The 17,321-nt window shown below is 34.6% G+C and carries 17 protein-coding genes; 10 read left to right on the plus strand and 7 right to left on the minus strand.

From position 1 onward, the window contains the following. Positions 1–5: 5 nt before the first annotated feature. Positions 6–992 (plus strand): 6-phosphofructokinase, encoded by a 987-nt coding sequence (gene pfkA / locus M2373_RS09245; RefSeq protein WP_259109909.1) that lies wholly within the window; start codon positions 6–8, stop codon positions 990–992. A 31-nt stretch (positions 993–1,023) separates the two neighbouring features. After that, positions 1,024–2,034 (plus strand): type I glyceraldehyde-3-phosphate dehydrogenase, encoded by a 1,011-nt coding sequence (gene gap, locus M2373_RS09250; RefSeq protein ID WP_259109913.1) that lies wholly within the window; start codon positions 1,024–1,026, stop codon positions 2,032–2,034. A 75-nt stretch (positions 2,035–2,109) separates the two neighbouring features. Here gap and M2373_RS09255 read toward each other — a convergent pair whose 3' ends face one another. Together M2373_RS09255 and M2373_RS09260 are read right to left on the minus strand one after the other, a co-directional pair. Beyond that, positions 2,110–2,595 (minus strand): hypothetical protein, encoded by a 486-nt coding sequence (locus M2373_RS09255; RefSeq protein ID WP_259109915.1) that lies wholly within the window; start codon positions 2,593–2,595, stop codon positions 2,110–2,112. Further along, positions 2,592–2,816 (minus strand): hypothetical protein, encoded by a 225-nt coding sequence (locus tag M2373_RS09260; protein WP_259109917.1) that lies wholly within the window; start codon positions 2,814–2,816, stop codon positions 2,592–2,594. Before M2373_RS09260 ends, M2373_RS09255 begins: the two co-directional genes overlap by 4 nt. 528 nt (positions 2,817–3,344) lie before the next feature. On the opposite strand from M2373_RS09260, the gene M2373_RS09265 reads away from it, so the two are divergent. The 3 genes from M2373_RS09265 (at position 3,345) to recA (ending at position 6,571) form a co-directional block, all read left to right on the plus strand. Further along, positions 3,345–4,118 carry a response regulator transcription factor gene (locus M2373_RS09265; protein ID WP_259109919.1) on the plus strand — a complete coding sequence of 258 codons (774 nt, stop codon included), beginning with the start codon at positions 3,345–3,347 and terminating at the stop codon, positions 4,116–4,118. A 90-nt stretch (positions 4,119–4,208) separates the two neighbouring features. Further along, positions 4,209–5,405 carry an oxygenase MpaB family protein gene (locus M2373_RS09270; RefSeq protein ID WP_259109921.1) on the plus strand — a complete coding sequence of 399 codons (1,197 nt, stop codon included), beginning with the start codon at positions 4,209–4,211 and terminating at the stop codon, positions 5,403–5,405. A gap of 158 nt (positions 5,406–5,563) precedes the next feature. Further along, positions 5,564–6,571, plus strand: coding sequence for a recombinase RecA (recA, locus tag M2373_RS09275; protein WP_259109923.1), 1,008 nt, complete (start codon positions 5,564–5,566; stop codon positions 6,569–6,571). Between the two features lie 62 nt (positions 6,572–6,633). Here recA and M2373_RS09280 read toward each other — a convergent pair whose 3' ends face one another. Next, entirely contained in the window at positions 6,634–9,522 is a 2,889-nt protein-coding gene (locus M2373_RS09280; RefSeq protein WP_259109925.1) for a S9 family peptidase, read from the minus strand. 248 nt (positions 9,523–9,770) lie between these two features. Between M2373_RS09280 and htpG the strand changes: the two genes are divergently transcribed. Both htpG and M2373_RS09290 read left to right on the plus strand, forming a co-directional pair. Then, positions 9,771–11,663 (plus strand): molecular chaperone HtpG, encoded by a 1,893-nt coding sequence (htpG, locus tag M2373_RS09285; protein WP_259109927.1) that lies wholly within the window; start codon positions 9,771–9,773, stop codon positions 11,661–11,663. Positions 11,664–11,839: 176 nt separating this feature from the next. Then, positions 11,840–12,634, plus strand: a complete 795-nt coding sequence (locus tag M2373_RS09290) for an alpha/beta hydrolase (protein WP_259109929.1) — start codon at positions 11,840–11,842, stop codon at positions 12,632–12,634. Between the two features lie 246 nt (positions 12,635–12,880). Here the strand turns inward: M2373_RS09290 and M2373_RS09295 are convergent, their stop codons facing one another. After that, positions 12,881–13,555 carry a hypothetical protein gene (locus M2373_RS09295; protein WP_259109932.1) on the minus strand — a complete coding sequence of 225 codons (675 nt, stop codon included), beginning with the start codon at positions 13,553–13,555 and terminating at the stop codon, positions 12,881–12,883. A gap of 139 nt (positions 13,556–13,694) precedes the next feature. Here M2373_RS09295 and M2373_RS09300 point away from each other — a divergent pair, with 139 nt between their 5' ends. Then, positions 13,695–14,078 (plus strand): helix-turn-helix transcriptional regulator, encoded by a 384-nt coding sequence (locus M2373_RS09300; protein WP_259109934.1) that lies wholly within the window; start codon positions 13,695–13,697, stop codon positions 14,076–14,078. A 35-nt stretch (positions 14,079–14,113) separates the two neighbouring features. On the opposite strand, the gene M2373_RS09305 is transcribed toward M2373_RS09300, so the two are convergent. Continuing rightward, complete coding sequence (locus tag M2373_RS09305; protein ID WP_259109936.1) at positions 14,114–14,620, minus strand: hypothetical protein; 507 nt, start codon at positions 14,618–14,620, stop codon at positions 14,114–14,116. A gap of 8 nt (positions 14,621–14,628) precedes the next feature. After that, entirely contained in the window at positions 14,629–14,925 is a 297-nt protein-coding gene (locus M2373_RS09310) for an MGMT family protein (protein WP_259109938.1), read from the minus strand. A 174-nt stretch (positions 14,926–15,099) separates the two neighbouring features. On the opposite strand from M2373_RS09310, the gene M2373_RS09315 reads away from it, so the two are divergent. Beyond that, positions 15,100–15,891, plus strand: a complete 792-nt coding sequence (locus M2373_RS09315) for a glucose 1-dehydrogenase (RefSeq protein WP_259109941.1) — start codon at positions 15,100–15,102, stop codon at positions 15,889–15,891. A 184-nt stretch (positions 15,892–16,075) separates the two neighbouring features. Continuing rightward, positions 16,076–16,222, plus strand: coding sequence for a hypothetical protein (locus M2373_RS09320; RefSeq protein ID WP_259109943.1), 147 nt, complete (start codon positions 16,076–16,078; stop codon positions 16,220–16,222). A gap of 114 nt (positions 16,223–16,336) precedes the next feature. Here M2373_RS09320 and M2373_RS09325 read toward each other — a convergent pair whose 3' ends face one another. Continuing rightward, positions 16,337–17,308: a deoxyhypusine synthase family protein gene (locus M2373_RS09325; protein ID WP_259109946.1), complete on the minus strand. Its 972-nt coding sequence runs from the start codon at positions 17,306–17,308 to the stop codon at positions 16,337–16,339. Positions 17,309–17,321 lie beyond the last annotated feature (13 nt).

Here is a 17,321-nt window from a genome sequence, read left to right on the forward strand (position 1 = left end):
ACTAGATGAAAGAGAGTGCTGTAAAAAAAATTGCAGTTCTTACCTCTGGAGGCGACTCTCCAGGTATGAATGCAGCATTAAGGGCGGTAGTAAGAACCGCAAATTACTATAATATCGAATGCTACGGAGTAAGAGAGGGCTACAATGGTCTTATCCACAACGATTTCCTGAAAATGGGACCTCGTTCCGTAAAAAATATAATCAATCAAGGCGGAACCATTCTGAAATCTGCCAGATCCATGGAATTTAGAACCAAAGAAGGTCGCCAGAAAGCTTATGACAATTGTGTAAAGCTTGGCATTGACGGATTGGTTTGTATTGGTGGGGACGGAACTTTCACAGGAGCTAAAATCTTTAACGAAGAATTCGGAATCAGAGTAATCGGCGTTCCGGGAACAATCGATAATGATATTTTCGGAACCGATAACACCATCGGTTACGATACAGCTTTAAATACGGCTATGGAAGCAATTGATAAAATCCGTGATACGGCAACTTCTCACAACAGAGTTTTCTTTGTGGAAGTAATGGGTCGCGATGCAGGTTTTATCGCTCTGAACAGCGGATTGGCAACTGGAGCTCTGGATATTTTAATTCCTGAGCGAAAAGATAGTATTGATGAGCTTTTTGCCAACTTCAGAAATGCTGAAAAAACAGGAAAAGCTTCAAGCATCGTTGTTGTGGCTGAAGGAGAAAAACTGGCCAATATCTACGAATTAGCAGAAAAAACAAAACAGGAATTCCCGGATTATGACATTCGTGTTGCCATTTTAGGACACATCCAGAGAGGCGGTTCTCCCAGCTGTGCTGACAGAGTTTTAGCGAGCAGATTGGGTTATGGTGCTGTAACAGGATTGATGGAAGGACAAACCAACGTAATGGCAGGAATGCGTTCAAATGATATGGTGTACACTCCTATCGAAGAAGCCATTAAAAAACATAACGAAATCAATAAAGATCTTTTATTGATTTCAGAAATCTTAGCAATCTAATATTTTTTAATATAATTTAAAACAAACTATTATGTCAACAATTAAAGTAGGTATCAACGGGTTTGGTAGAATTGGACGTCTTGTTTTCAGAGCAATGACTGAAAGAGACAACATCGAAGTAGTAGGAATCAATGACCTTATCGATGCTACATACATGGCTTACATGTTAAAATATGACTCTGTACACGGTATTTTCCCGGGTGAAGTTTCTGTAGAAGGAAACGATCTTGTGGTAAACGGAAAAAGAATCAGAGTAACTGCAGAAAGAGACCCGAACAACCTGAAATGGAACGAAATCGGAGCTGATTATATTGTGGAATCTACAGGTCTTTTCTTATCTAAAGACTCTGCTCAGGCTCACATCAATGCTGGTGCTAAGAAAGTAATTCTTTCTGCTCCTTCTAAAGATGATACTCCAATGTTTGTAATGGGTGTAAACCACACTGAACTTACTGACGATGTTAAAATCTTATCAAACGCGTCTTGTACAACAAACTGTTTAGCTCCTTTGGCTAAAGTAATCCACGATAACTTCGGAATCGTAGAAGGTTTGATGACAACAGTACACGCTACAACAGCAACTCAGAAAACGGTTGACGGTCCTTCTGCGAAAGACTGGAGAGGTGGTAGAGCTGCTCTAAACAATATTATTCCTTCTTCTACAGGTGCTGCAAAAGCAGTAGGAAAAGTAATTCCTTCATTGAACGGAAAATTAACAGGTATGTCTTTCAGAGTACCAACTGTTGACGTTTCTGTAGTAGATTTAACTGTAAGATTAGAAAAAGCTACTTCTTACGATGAAATCTGTGCTGCTATCAAAGCTGCTTCTGAAGGTGAATTGAAAGGTATCCTAGGATATACTGAAGATGCTGTAGTTTCTCAGGACTTCATCGGAGATAAGAGAACTTCAATCTTTGATAAAGATGCCGGTATTATGCTTTCTCCTAACTTCGTAAAACTTGTTTCTTGGTATGACAACGAAATGGGTTATTCAAACAAGTTAGTTGATATGTTGATCCACGCAGCTTCTTTATCTAACTAATAAAGTATTGGCTTTACATAAAAAAACCTTCCAGTTGGAAGGTTTTTTATTTTTATACAAAATGGGGGAACAATTTTATAAAACAACCTGTTCATAGCTTTTTATAATATCTGTCCAAATTCTCTGATCACTTTCTTTAATATATCTTGTCCCGTTATGAGATGCAATTCCTTCTTTAAATTCTACTCTTTCATTGCTAAAATTATCAGCATTTAAAATAATACTGTTCCCTGCAAAAACATTATCATGAGGATTATTAAAATTATACCATCTTTTAAGGTTTAGTCTTTGAATTGGTATAAAATCAGGAAGCCTCTGAACACCTAGCTGACTTCCTGCCGTAATTAATGTAATATCTTTATAAATCATACCATTATTTTCTGAAAGGAAAAGATCATAGCATATTAATGAACCCAAACTATGCGCATAAATTACATTACAACCACTATTCTGAATTTCTTTTTTCAGAAATTCTTTTAATTTTCTCCTCAACCCCGGATATTGAAAAAATTCTACGACCATATCCAAATAATCATCTTTAAAACTCTCAACACCTTTCATCCGTGATCTTTCGTAAAGAAAATATCTTTCAGAAATTTCCAGTAATCTATTATTCCAGCTTGCTGTTCGTCAAAAAAATGATCAAAAACCGGAAAACTAATATTGACATTCTTAGCTTTACTTTCTATCGCATCCTTCCAGTCTGTTTTCCAGTCTGTTTTTGATTGGCGGTCATCTTTCCCTCCTATGCCGTGAAGACATAATACATTTATTTTATTCATGGTTATTATTTTTTATTAAGTTACTTAAATTCATGATTGCATGTGTTTTTATTTTTAGCAATATTCAAAAACATCCATCAACAATTTGATGTATTACTTTGTATTATTAAGGCAAAGTTTAAAATTTCATGAATACAAAAAAATGGCCCGTTTGGGTGATTTTTGGGATATAAATGATGATTAAGAGTCAATAAATAAAAAAAGCCTCTCAATATTGAGAGGCTATAGTTTATCATTTTCAAACAACTAAAAAGAAAAAGGTAAACTATGATATTTTTTGCAAAATAATTTTAAAGAAGTAAATATAATTTCTCCTCATAATCATTTAATATGCCTATAGTTAAAATTTTTTTGATTTAAAAATAGAATATATGAAAATATCAGCTACAAAATTAAACAGCTAATAAAATTTAAGCTTTCACGGTTATTAGATTTACAAAGTTTCAAATTTTATCGACGCAAAAAAATCCCCCTTTTGTAGTATTTCTTAAGTTAATTTCGTTATTTTTAACATCAAAACTAAGTTTCATGGAAGATGCAGAGAAAAAACATCCTTTAATTGAAGTCTGGAACACTTATCCTGGTGTCCGACAAAGCGGAAAAAAAAATCTTAGTATCCCTCCTATTGAACGTATTATTGGCGAAATGTTTGCTATTGGTGAATATTACTATTATGTGTTAAACCTTACCAACAGTACCCTTTCTCACCATCATGAAAATATTTTAAAGCTCCACGGTTTAAAAAAATACCCTGAGAATTTAAAAGAAGTCATTGATCTTACTCATCCCGATGATATTGAATTCGTCATGAAAGCCGAACAGACTGTCATTCAAAAAATGGTTGAAATTGGCTTAAAACATCAACTGTACACAAAAGCAAGCTATTGTTTCAGAATGAAAACAGCCAGTGGAAAATATGAATTATTCCATCATCAGGCCATTCCGACAATGGAAGATGAACATGGCCAACTAGTGCAATCGATAAATATCCATACCAATATTAACCATATTACAAAAGAGAACCCACATACCGTTTTGGTATCAGGTATCGGGCACAGAAAGGATTTCCATCAGGTCAATCTGGATTGTAAAGTTGATGACGAACTTTTGGAAAGTCTGACAAAAAGAGAAAACGAAATTTTATCGCTGATCGCTAAAGGCTATTCGGGACCAGAAATTGCGAAAATACTTATTCTATCAGAACATACAGTCCGTACACACCGAAAGAATATCTTAAGAAAAACCAAATCCAGAAACAGCAAAGAGCTTTTGAAAAAGGCTTTCGAAAATGGATTAATTTAATTGTAAATTTATATCCTATAAAATAATTTACGTTTAAACTGATAAATCTCACGGCGAAATTTCGGCGTAAAACTTGTACTTTTATAGGTAATGGAAAAAGCAACTTTACAACCGCGTTTTAAAGATTCACAACATTTTAGAGATTTTTGGACAAAAGGCAACGGAAAACAACTCATAGAATTTTCCGGAGCAAAGGTGAGTTTTGATGACTTTGAAAAATTTTCACAAAATTTCTATCATGTTGATGAAATTGGGGATGAAGTTGTAAAAGATGTTTATTTCACTAAAAAATACTCCGAAGCCTCTAGAGAAATTGAAAATTATATTCGAAACGGGATTTCAGATCATGATGATGTGCAAGGCAGTGTAAAAACCCTTTTTATGCAGACCCAGCGTATCCCGGATTGGCTGGATTATGATCTTTTAAAAAGTGGAGCAGAACTTTGTATGAGGAGCAACCTCGATTCTTTAATTTCTCTCAGAGATTACTGCCTGATCGGAGGATATGATTACGCCTATCTCAACAAGCCGCTGATCGCCACCGAAGCCTTAAAAAAAGGGGCTGTAAAACGACTTTCTGAAACTCTGGACTTTTGGGTCAATGTTACCCGATATGATGCTTTGGAAATCCATAAAAAGGGATATGAATTTGCTATAAAAACCCGTTTGATTCATTCCTACGCAAGGCTTTCCATAAAAAAACATTATAAAGACTGGGACACTGAAAACTGGGGCGAGCCCATCAACTCCTGGGATATGATGGCTACTTACATTGGCTTTAGTCTTGTTTTTCTTCACAGTCTTAAAAAATTAGGAAATACTTTTTCTCCTCAAGAAGAAAAAGGACTTTTCCACCTTTGGAAATATGTAGGCTATCTTTTGGGAATTCCCGAAAACTTACTGCCCAATGACAAAAAACAGGCTACAGAATATTTTTATTTATGGACATCCGTTCAACCTTCCTCAGATAAAGATTCTGTTTTACTTGCTCATTCTTTACTGAACGAATCTCTGGAAAATCCTATTTTAAAATACGAGTTTCAGCGAAAAAATCTACGTTATCTGCACATTTGCTGTACATGGTATCTGCTGGATGATGAAGTTTGCAAAAGACTTCAGATTCCGGACGTCAAAAATAAAAATCTTTTCCCGAAAACAAAGTGGCTGATCAATAAAATTTATGACCATACGGTGAGCCGTAAAGCCAGAATTCAAAAAGGAAATAAAGACCAGCTGAAAGTTTTGGAAGATTATTTAAGAATAACAGACAATTCAAATTTCCACTAAATTTATTGATCATTTTTACATCCACATCGATTTCGTTTTGAAGGAATTAAGCCTTTAAATTTTAGAAATTTTTAACTATAAAAACGAATTTCGGTAATAAATAATATTAGTTTTTGATCGTAAATTTCCTTATTTTTGAGAAATTATTATAACAACAGATGAGTAATATTGACGATAAGAAAAAAGCACTTGCATTGGTGCTTGACAAGCTAGATAAAACATACGGAAAAGGAACAGTAATGACATTGGGAGATGATGCTGTAGACAATACTATTGAAGTAATTCCTTCCGGATCTTTAGGGTTAGACATCGCTTTAGGAGTGGGTGGATATCCAAGAGGCAGAATTATCGAGATCTACGGACCTGAATCTTCAGGTAAAACAACTTTAACACTTCATGCTATCGCTGAAGCTCAGAAGGCAGGTGGTATTGCCGCATTTATTGATGCTGAACATGCTTTTGACAGAGGATATGCCGGAAAATTAGGAATCGATTTAGAAAACCTTATTATTTCTCAGCCGGATAATGGTGAGCAGGCTTTGGAAATTGCTGATAACTTAATCCGTTCAGGGGCAATTGACATCGTTGTCATTGACTCTGTGGCTGCTCTTACTCCAAAAGCGGAAATTGAAGGAGAAATGGGTGATTCTAAAATGGGTCTTCATGCAAGATTAATGTCTCAGGCATTGAGAAAACTGACAGCTACCATTTCAAGAACTAAATGTACTGTAATCTTCATCAACCAGTTGAGAGAGAAAATCGGTGTAATGTTCGGAAATCCTGAAACAACAACCGGAGGTAACGCCCTGAAGTTCTATGCTTCTGTAAGGGTAGACATCAGAAAAGCAAGTGCTCCTATTAAAAATGGAGATGAAGCTGTTGGAAGCCGTGTAAAAGTGAAAATTGTGAAAAACAAAGTCGCTCCACCTTTCAAACAGGCAGAATTCGACATCATGTACGGAGAAGGTGTTTCTAAAACAGGAGAAATTCTAGATCAGGCTGTAGAGCAGGGAATCGTGAAAAAAAGTGGTTCTTGGTTCAGTTATGAAGAAACAAAATTAGGACAGGGTCGTGATGCAGTGAAAGATGTACTGAAAGACAATCCTGAGCTTTCTGAGGAATTAGAAAATAAAATCAAAGAAGCAATTGCTAATAAAAAACAGTAATTTCTAAAGATATATTAATAAAACCCGGCGGAGCCTTTGGCTCCGCCGGGTTTTATTTTCTACTAAGGTTTGTCGTCCGTTAACTCAAATCCCCAGTCTTTTCCTTTTTGTGTGGCAGGAACTCCTTTGGTCATCCAGGCCGGAGCTTTAGCACCTTTAAGATAATAATCAAAAAACTGCTGTTCACGGATCTGGATATCTTTTCTGTTCTGACGTTTCATAAGATTATGATCGTCGCCATTATAATTCAGAAGCCAAACCGGTTTTCCTAGACGGCGTAATGCAGTAAACATTTCAATACCCTGATACCAAGGCACTGCCCCATCTTTATCATTACTCATAATGGCCACCGGAGTTTTCACTTTATCAATTGCAAAAAGTGGCGAATTTTTAATATAAAGATCCGGTGCTTCCCATAGATTTTTCCCTAATCTGCTCTGTGATTTTTCATACTGAAACTGACGGTTCATCCCTGAGCTCCAGCGGATTCCTCCATATGCAGAAGTCATATTTACCACAGGAGCACCACTCCACGCTGCGGCATACATATCAGTATGAGCAATAAGATAAGCTACCTGATAGCCACCCCAACTTTGCCCCTGAATTCCTATTTTTGTACCATCTATCCACGGATTTTGTTTTAATTTTTCAACTCCGGAATTAATGTATTCCATAGCAGACTCACCAGGTAAGCCATCAGTGTAAGAAATATCAGGGGTAAAAACCAAATATCCGTTGCTTACAAAATATGAAATATTCAATCTCGAAGGTGTAGGAGCCGGAGCTACATAACGATTCAGATTATCAGAAAGTTTTTCATAGAAATAGACAATCATAGGATATTTCTTGTTCGGATTGAAATCTTCCGGTTTATATAAAACCCCTGTAGATAAGTTTCCTTTTGGCGTCGTCCAGTGCACTAACTCGTCTGTTCCCCAGTTATAACCGTTTTGCTGAGGATTCGTATTACTCAGCTTGTCCTGCTTAGAGAAATCTGATGTTGCAAAAATATTCGGAGAATCGGTATAGGACTCTTTAATCAAAATATATTCCTCTGCATTTTTCGCTTTTTGAAGGCTGCGGTATCCCCAGACATTTTCCATCTGAATTTTTTCAGGATCAGCATTTGAGTGAATGGATGTCTTAAAAATTCCGTTCGATTTGGATGTATTGTCAAATGCCGACAAATAAACAGAAGATTTTCGGTTTAAGCTTTTAATATCTTTATCTAAATTGTATGTATCAAATGTTATTTTATTTCTACGTCCAAATCCATTCGTGATATTTCTTGGCTTTTTTGAGCCGTTAAGGAAAAACTCCCAAAGGTCAAAACGGTCTTTAATAATCACAGATTCATCATTATCCGTCCAGGAGGCGATCCCATAAGGGTCCGGAAAATCCGGCATATCAAACTCTTCATCCACAAAAGAAACAGGTACTTCGTTATTGAGTGCAAGTATTTTCTTTGTTTTCACATTATAGCTGAACCATTTTCCTTTTTCTCTGTCAAAAATAACAGCGAATTTACCTAGCGGCGATACAGCCACTGCACCGTTCAGATTTTGAATAATTTCTGTTCTTTCCCCTGTTTTATTATCAATAAGAAAATAAGTTTTCTTTGTTGAACCTTCCCATTGCGAAGAAATTCTATTATTGAAACTGGTTATACCCAATGTAAATTCGGCATTTCCTTCGTTTACCAATCTTAAAGTATCCAAATCCTCACCATCAATATTCGTGAAGAAATCTGGTTTTTCTGTTTGCATTACTGCTGCATAAGATTTTTTCAGATCATTTTTCAAGTCTTTTAGTTGCACCGTTTGCAGATAATCGTCTTTATAGTTCCAAATATCCACAACCGCATGATCGTTGGCAATCATTGCGGTATCTTTTGCAACAGGTTTTGGAGCAACACCAAAGTACAGTTGTTTTCCATTTTTACTGAATATCGGCAGACGATTTTCGGAAATTACCCAATTCTTTTTCATCTGCGAATGATCATTCGCTACTATTTCCTTTTTATTATTTTTAAAATTAAAATAATACAACTGATACAGTTTCACTAAATCATTCTGTGCAGAAGAAGTTCCTACAAATGCCAGCTGATTTCCTTCCTCATCAAAAGACAGCTGTAAAAAATCGCCTTCCATTTCTGAAATCTTATTGACTGTTCCGGTTTGTAAATCAACTACCTGTACGGTTTGAAGCGTATATTTCTTTGGCTTCGATTTATCTGCAACTTTTTTATCTGCAGATTTATCATCCAATGAATCTTTTTTATCTTTTTTGATTTTCTCTTCAGGTTTTTTGGTTACAAAAACGAGCTGCTTCCCATTATTACTAAATTCGTAACGAGATACATTATCATAGGTTGTACTTTTTCCATTCAAAAGATTTCGTACAACTAACTGCAATGGTTTTGAGTTTTTATCATCATCTTTCTTTTCATCTCCATCATCTTTATCAGAAGCATCATCCGAAGATTTATCTTTCATATTTTCCAGAAGATAAGCAACATATGAAGCTCCTTTTTCAGGAATTTTAAATCCTTTTACATTAGGAATTTTCTCCGTTTTACCACTTGAAAAGTCAACGATAACAAGGCTGTCTTTTGTTAGCTTATTTTGTTTCAGCTTTTTATCCTTTACCGCTTTTATATCTTTATATAAAGGGCGTATCTGGAAAACACCAAACCTGGAATCATTCGTAAACTCCATTTTTGTTCCTCTGGGAAACTTTTTAGAATTTTTGTTTTTAACTGAATACAAAAAAAGATTGGAATTTCCTTCCTGGGCATCTACAGAATAGGCGATCCATTTTCCATCATTTGAGATTTTTCTCGCACCTATATTTTGCCAGCTGTCGTAAACAGAATGGTCTAAAGGCTTTTTCTGTCCATACATAAAACACGTCATGATGAGCAGAATAAAAACTGTACATTTCAACTTCATTATTAAATAATTTAAGGGTTAAAAGTAATGCATTTCATTGAGTAATGGTCATACATTATTCTTACTTTGATGGTAAATAGAAGATAAAAGTTAAAAACAGACCTCTGAATTCAATACTTTCACTAAATGTGATCACCTAACACACTCCCCAACCTTAAGCTTCCGGCAAAACAATGTCAAAATGTCACTTTTCATCAAACGGTATTTTTTTTGAATTAGAGGTAGGAAATTAAAAAACAAAAATTATTATGACTAAAGGAAATATAAATGTATCTGTGGAAAATATTTTCCCGCTTATCAAAAAATTTCTTTACAGTGACCACGAAATATTCTTGAGAGAACTGATATCAAATGCAACGGATGCTACTTTAAAATTAAAGCATTTAACAAGTATTGGAGAAGCGAAGGTAGACTATGGAAATCCAAAACTTGAAGTTAAAATCGACAAAGAAAATAAAACACTTCGTATTATTGACCAGGGGATCGGAATGACGGCTGAAGAGGTTGAAAAATACATCAACCAGGTTGCTTTTTCGGGAGCTGAAGAGTTTCTGGAAAAATATAAAGATTCTGCAAAAGATTCCGGAATTATAGGACATTTCGGACTTGGCTTCTACTCTGCTTTTATGGTAGCTGAAAAAGTTGAAATTTTAACAAAATCTTATAAAGACGAACCCGCAGTTCGTTGGATCTGTGACGGAAGTCCAGAATTTACTTTAGAAGAAACAACCGATAAAACTGACAGAGGAACGGAAATCACCCTTTACATTGCAGAAGATTCAACAGAATTTTTAGAAGAAGGAAAAATTCGTGAATTGTTATTGAAATATAACAAATTCATGCCTGTTCCTATTAAATTCGGAACAAAAACCCACACCCTGCCTTTACCGGAAGACGCTCCTGAAGATGCTGTCGCAGAAACGGAAGAAGTAGATAATATCATTAACAACCCTACTCCGGCATGGACAATTGCTCCCAATGAGCTGACCAATGAGGATTATATGAAATTCTACCACGAATTGTACCCTATGCAATTCGAAGAACCTTTATTTAACATTCACCTGAATGTTGATTATCCGTTTAATTTGACAGGAGTTTTATTCTTTCCGAAACTGAACAATAGCTTAAATATTGATAAAGATAAAATTCAATTATATCAAAATCAGGTTTTTGTAACCGACGAAGTAAAAGGTATTGTTCCGGATTTCTTAATGCTTCTTCGTGGAGTTATTGACTCTCCGGATATTCCATTGAACGTTTCCCGTTCATATTTACAGGCAGACGGTGCTGTGAAGAAAATTTCTTCTTACATCACTAAAAAAGTGGCCGACAAAATGTCTTCTTTAATCAACGAAAACCGTGAAGATTACGAGAAAAAATGGAATGACATCAAAGTTGTTATTGAATACGGAATTGTAACTGAAGAAAAATTTGCCGAAAAATCAGATAAGTTTACACTATATCCTACCACTGACGGAAAATATTTCTTGTGGAATGAATTAGAAGAAAAAATTAAACCTAATCAGACAGATAAAGACGGCAACACAATTGTTCTGTATGCTTCAAATGCTGATGAACAGCACAGCTATATTCAATCTGCAAAAGATAAAGGGTATGAAGTTTTACTTTTAGATTCTCCTATTATTTCTCATGTTATTCAAAAAATTGAAACTTCAAAAGACAAAATTTCTTTTGTAAGAGTAGATGCGGATCATGTGAATAATTTGATTAAAAAAGACGAGCCTATTATTTCCAAATTAAATGATACTGAAAAAGAATCATTGAAAAAAGATGTCGAAGAAACAATTAATGATACAAAATTCACGGTTCAGCTTGAAGATCTGGATAGTTCTGATGCGCCTTTTACCATTACTCAGCCTGAATTTATGAGAAGAATGAAAGAAATGCAGGCTACAGGCGGTGGCGGAATGTTTGGAATGGGTGGCTTCCCGGAAATGTATAATCTTGTTGTGAACTCCAACAGTGAATTTGCCAATCAGATTTTGAAAACAGAAAACACTGAAGAGAAAGAAGGATTGATAAAATATGCTTTGGATCTGGCCAAACTTTCTCAGAATTTGCTGAAAGGAAAAGAACTTACAGAATTTATTCAGAGAAGTTACAAACAGTTAGAAAAATAATTTGACTATTTTATATTGAGAAATCGGAGCTGCGAAAGTAGTTCCGATTTTTTATTTAAATATTTCAATCTTTAAAAGAAACGTTTTAGAAATCAAAAACAACCATTCAGTCATCTATTTTTTTAAACAACTGAAATCTACAATATCTTTGCTTCAACAATTAAAAACAATACCCTATGAAAACCGTTATTACATTCTTTTTTGTATTCATTCTTCAACTTTGCAGTGCACAACTTGATGACAAATTCTATCAACCTAAAAAGGAATTAAAACCAATAGAAAATGTAAAATATGAAAACATTGATTTTCCTGTAGATAAAGATACTATTACAGCTATTTTTTTAAAACCAACCCAGACGAAACCTAAAGTTACTGTTTTATTTTTCCATGGTGCAGGAGGAAATGTGAGTACTTATACTTTTATGACCCAACCATTAGTTGAGAAAGGATTTCAGGTTGTAATGGTAGATTTCCGGGGATATGGAAAGTCAACAGGAACTCCGACTCACCAAAATGTTGCTGAAGACGGACAAAAGTTTTTTGATTTTATTTCTAAAAGGAATGATGTGAAAAACACAAAAATTTTATTTTACGGAGCTTCTTTAGGCTCACAGGTAGCAACTCATTTGGCAAGAACCAATAAAGACAAAATTTCCGGATTAATTATCGATGGTGGGATGTCTTCATTCGCTGATATCGCAGCTGTTTTTGCACCTGACTATAAAAGTATGCTTGAGCAGATGCTGGTATCGGTATATTCGGCTAAAGAAGATATTAAATATACAAAAGGACTTCCTACACTTTTTATTTACAGTAAAAATGATAAAACAGTTCCTTACTCTCAGGGAGAAGTGATTTATGCAAACGCTTCTGAGCCCAAACAGTTTTTAGAATTTTCAGCGGATCATTTGGAAGCTGTAAAAGAAAAGCCTGTCGAAGTAGTGAAAGCTATTGAATCATTACTAAAGTAAAAGTTATAGAGTTTCGGGGCGACTTTGTCGCCCCGAAACTCTATATTGGAATTTTTATTTTTCGTTTAAATATTTTTATTCTCTGGAGCCTCTTTTTTTACTCCAGGCTATAATAGCAAGAATAAGCAATGCTGCTAAGATAATAATCTGAACAAAAAAGTACTTATCTTCCTTATCAAATATTTGAATAGAAATTAATGCTATAAAAAAAATAATAAATACATAATTGAATTTCATAAGCTTAAATTAAGAGTTTTTTCCATTCATACAAGTATGATAATCTGACTCTGCATCGGAATTACAGGCTATCATCACTGCCGTCGCTGCTGCACCAGCTATAACTGCACCTGCTCCAAACGATATTGTACCGCCTACAACAGCAACAGTCATTGACATTAAATAATTTCTCATACACCTTCTACTAGCCGTAGCAAAATTAGCCTGACAATTTGCTCGTGCAGTTCCGAAGATATTGCTTGCATCAAGTTGAGAATCTATCTCATTCGTTAGCAAAGATAGTCTTTCATCTTCCTTGTATTTAGAATAGAAATCCGGATTACTTCCGACAAAAGTCTGCGTATTTGAATTTAGCTCCTGATATAACGTGATAAGCTGATCTATATTTTTTACATTGGCGTTTTTGTAAAGCATTTTAAGATCATCAACCGTTTTCACCTTCTCTAATCCGGTTTGAATCATTGAAAAATCAGCCCCTTTTTCCTGATCTAATAGATCTTTGATTTTAGTACTGATCGTCAACTGATTTTTAATGTAGCCCGATAAAGTTTTAGAATCAGAAGTTAATCTGTTATCCACTTCTTTTTTTGGCTGATCATTTTGAGAAGATAATTCGTCGTTGCTGCTACAGGATTGCGCAACCAGCAGGAAAAGCATTCCTGCTATAAATAATTGTTTTTTCATTTCTTTGTTTTTTACGTTTGATAAAATTATAAAACTCATATATCACACCATGTAGAATTCTATTGTATATTTTTTGCATTTTTTTTGTACACATCTTGTACACATCTTTCTTTTTTATACTTTTGTAAAAAACTGTGATATGCAAAAAGAAAAATTACGTATAGCAAGAAAGAAAAAAGGATACACCCAGCAACAGATTGCTGATGTGATTGCTACGGATGTTTCTAATTATAGCAGAAAAGAAAGTGGAGATGTAAAAATCATCAAAGATGAATGGGAAAAAATCGCACATTTTTTAAATATCCCCCTGGAAGAAATATACGAAGAGGAAGATGCTAAAATTGTTGTAAATAATGATCATCCGGTATATAATGACAATGCATCCTCATCATCCGGAGTTATCACACAATTTAATAATATTTCAACTTCTGTTATTCAGAATCTTCAGGATTATATCTCCTTATTAAAACAAGAAATTGACAGACTGAATGAAGAATTAAAAAATTCAAAAGTAAAAAAATAAAATATTTCGGGGCGACAAAGTCGCCCCGAAATATTTTACCTATTATTATTTATTTTTAGTTTCCCACAGTTATACTTAATCTCTGTATTATTTTTTATCTCATAAATAAATTCCTGTTCTTTTTTTGAGCTCCTGCTGACTTTTACACTTCTTTCAAGTTTGTCATTAATGTAAGTTTTCACAATCCTATTCCTGTAATCAACTATAGAAACTATATTTTCCTTTTTATTCCTGTTTTCGATATTAATTGATTTTACCATAAAAATCCTCGAAATCGAGTCATTTTCAAATGTAACTTTTTGACGAATGCTTACTATCTCTCCATTGCTTTCCAATTTTAGAAATTTCAATTTACACCCTACAAAATAAGAAGATTGGGGAGTCAAAGCATCATATTGAAAATCAAATCTTGTTGCGTTATATTTTTCGATAGAATCTGAAAAATCAGAAGCTAAAGTATCATATACTTTACTTGAATTATCTGAACAGCTGAAAATAAGTATTAGCAGAAGTAAAGATAAAAGTTTAAAAGAGTTTTTCATAGAGCTGATTACAATTCATTCAAAGGATCCCAAAAGATTTTTTTAAAATTCTTAATTCTAAAATTTTCAACAACAATACCTTCTGCTTCCAGTTTTTTCTGAAATTCGGGAACAGATAAAGTCCCTGAACTGGAAATTACACGGTGAGCAGGAACATCTTTCGGGCATCCTCCCATGGCTTTTCCAACATGACGGGAATGATTAGGATATCCTACAGCTTTTGCAATAGCTCCGTAGCTCGTTACTTTCCCTTTAGGAATTAATCTTGTAATTTCCCAAACCTGTTGTTTAAAAATTTCATCCATTTTTATGAATTTATATCGTTCAAAAATATGAAATAAGTTTGGCTTAAAAACAGATTCTAAATACATTCAAATCATTTTTAAATCATGTATAATTATATTTTCAATTCCTTATCATACATCAAGACCTATGAGGTATATATCCCGTAACTTTAATATTATAAAATTCATAAAACTATGGCAAATTTAAAAGGAAAAGTAATCATTGTAACAGGAGCTGCAATGGGACTAGGATTAGCTGCAGCAGAAGTTTTAGCATCCAAAGGAGCTGATCTTACACTTGTAGATTATAATGATGAAGCATTAAATAAAACCAAAGAAGAATTACAGAAAAAATTTCCTGAAATCAAATTTCTGACGGTTGCAGCAGATGTTTCTGTGGAAGAAAATGTAAAAAATTATGTGGATGAAACGGTAAAAGAGTTCGGAAAAGTTGACGGACTTTACAACAATGCAGGAATTGAAGGTAAGCAGGCACCAATGGTTGATTATGACATCAATGTTTTCAAAAAAGTAATTGATATTAATCTTTTAGGAGTATATTACGGAATGAAATATGTAATTCCTGAACTCCAGAAAAACGGAGGTGGAAGAATTGTAAATGTAGCTTCTGTAGGTGGTATCCGAGGCGTTTTAAATCAGACGGCATACGTTGCGACAAAACATGCTGTTGCCGGAATGACAAAAAATGCAGCTTTGGAATATGGCAAAGATAATATTTTAACGAATGCGATTGCTCCGGGTGCGATTTTAACACCGATGGTCGCAGAAGCTTTCAAACAGGTAAATCCTGAAAACCCTGAGGTTGCAGAGAAAGAATATGCATCCAGAAACCCTACCCGAAAATTAGGCGATCCTACAGATGTCGGAAACTTAGTCGCATATTTACTGAGTGATGAAAACGGATATGTTTCCGGGCAAGTGATTGCCATAGACGGCGGTGAGTCTAATATGTACGGAAATCCATAAACATAGAAATAATAAATAATTTAATTTTTGTTAGTGCTGAATTGCCTGTCTTATGATGGGCAATTTTTCTTTTAGATCTATTGATGAAATCCGCCAAAAGCTGATTTATAATCTTTAATTTACAACAACATTCTATTTCGCACAATTTTTGAAGGTTAAATCATAATCACTAAAATATTTTGTTATGAAAAAATCATTTTTCAGCTTTTTGAATAAAGTCAATAAAGCGATATTGCCTAAATTAAGTGATAAAGATCCTAATACACTGACCAAGCTTCAAAAGGGCGTTTTGGCGTATCGATATTTTGTTCTGATCAATTCTATGGACTGACATCATCCAATTATTCCCTAAGTATCTGTCAAAATTTGTGGAAGAGAACAAAAAAACGCTCCAATCGGAGCGTTTATATAACTTCAAGCTTCAGATTTTCACCTTCCTGCTTTATTAATTTTCTAAGATGTATGAGAACATCAATGGCGCACAGATCGTTGCATCACTTTCAACGATAAATTTCGGTGTTGTGATATCCAATTTACCCCAAGTAATTTTCTCATTAGGAACAGCTCCCGAATATGAACCGTAAGAAGTCGTTGAATCTGAAATCTGGCAGAAATAAGACCAGAACGGAATGTCATGCATTTCCATATCCTGATACAACATTGGAACAACACAGATTGGGAAATCTCCTGCGATACCTCCACCAATCTGGAAGAATCCGACTCCTTTTCCACCTGAGTTTTTAGTGTACCAATCTGCCAAATAAGTCATGTATTCGATACCTGATTTCATCGTTGTTGCAGTTAATTCACCTTTGATGCAGTAAGAAGCAAAAATGTTACCCATTGTAGAATCTTCCCATCCCGGAACTACGATTGGTAAGTTTTTTTCTGCCGCTGCAATCATCCATGAATTTTCTCTAGGAATCTCATAATACTGCTCCAAAACTCCTGAAAGAATCATTTTATACATAAATTCGTGAGGGAAATATCTTTCTCCTTTTGCTTCCGCATCTTTCCAGATCTCCACGATATGCTTCTGCAATCTTCTGAAAGCCTCTTCTTCAGGGATACAGGTATCTGTAACTCTGTTAAGACCTCTTTCCAAAAGATCCCACTCGTCCTGAGCTGTTAAATCTCTGTAATGAGGAACTCTTTCATAGTGAGAATGTGCAACAAGGTTCATCAAATCTTCTTCAAGATTCGCTCCTGTACAAGAAATGAAATCTACTTTATCTTGGCGAATCATCTCAGCAAGAATTTTCCCAAGTTCAGCAGTAGACATTGCTCCTGCCAAAGTAATCATCATTTTTCCACCCTCTTTTAGGTGTGCTACATATCCTTTAGAAGCATCTACTAATGCTGCTGCATTGAAGTGCAGATAATATTTTTCTATGAATTCAGTAATCGGCTTGTTCATATTTTTTTTAATT

Source organism: Chryseobacterium sp. JUb7, assembly GCF_024806495.1.
Taxonomy (GTDB): domain Bacteria; phylum Bacteroidota; class Bacteroidia; order Flavobacteriales; family Weeksellaceae; genus Chryseobacterium.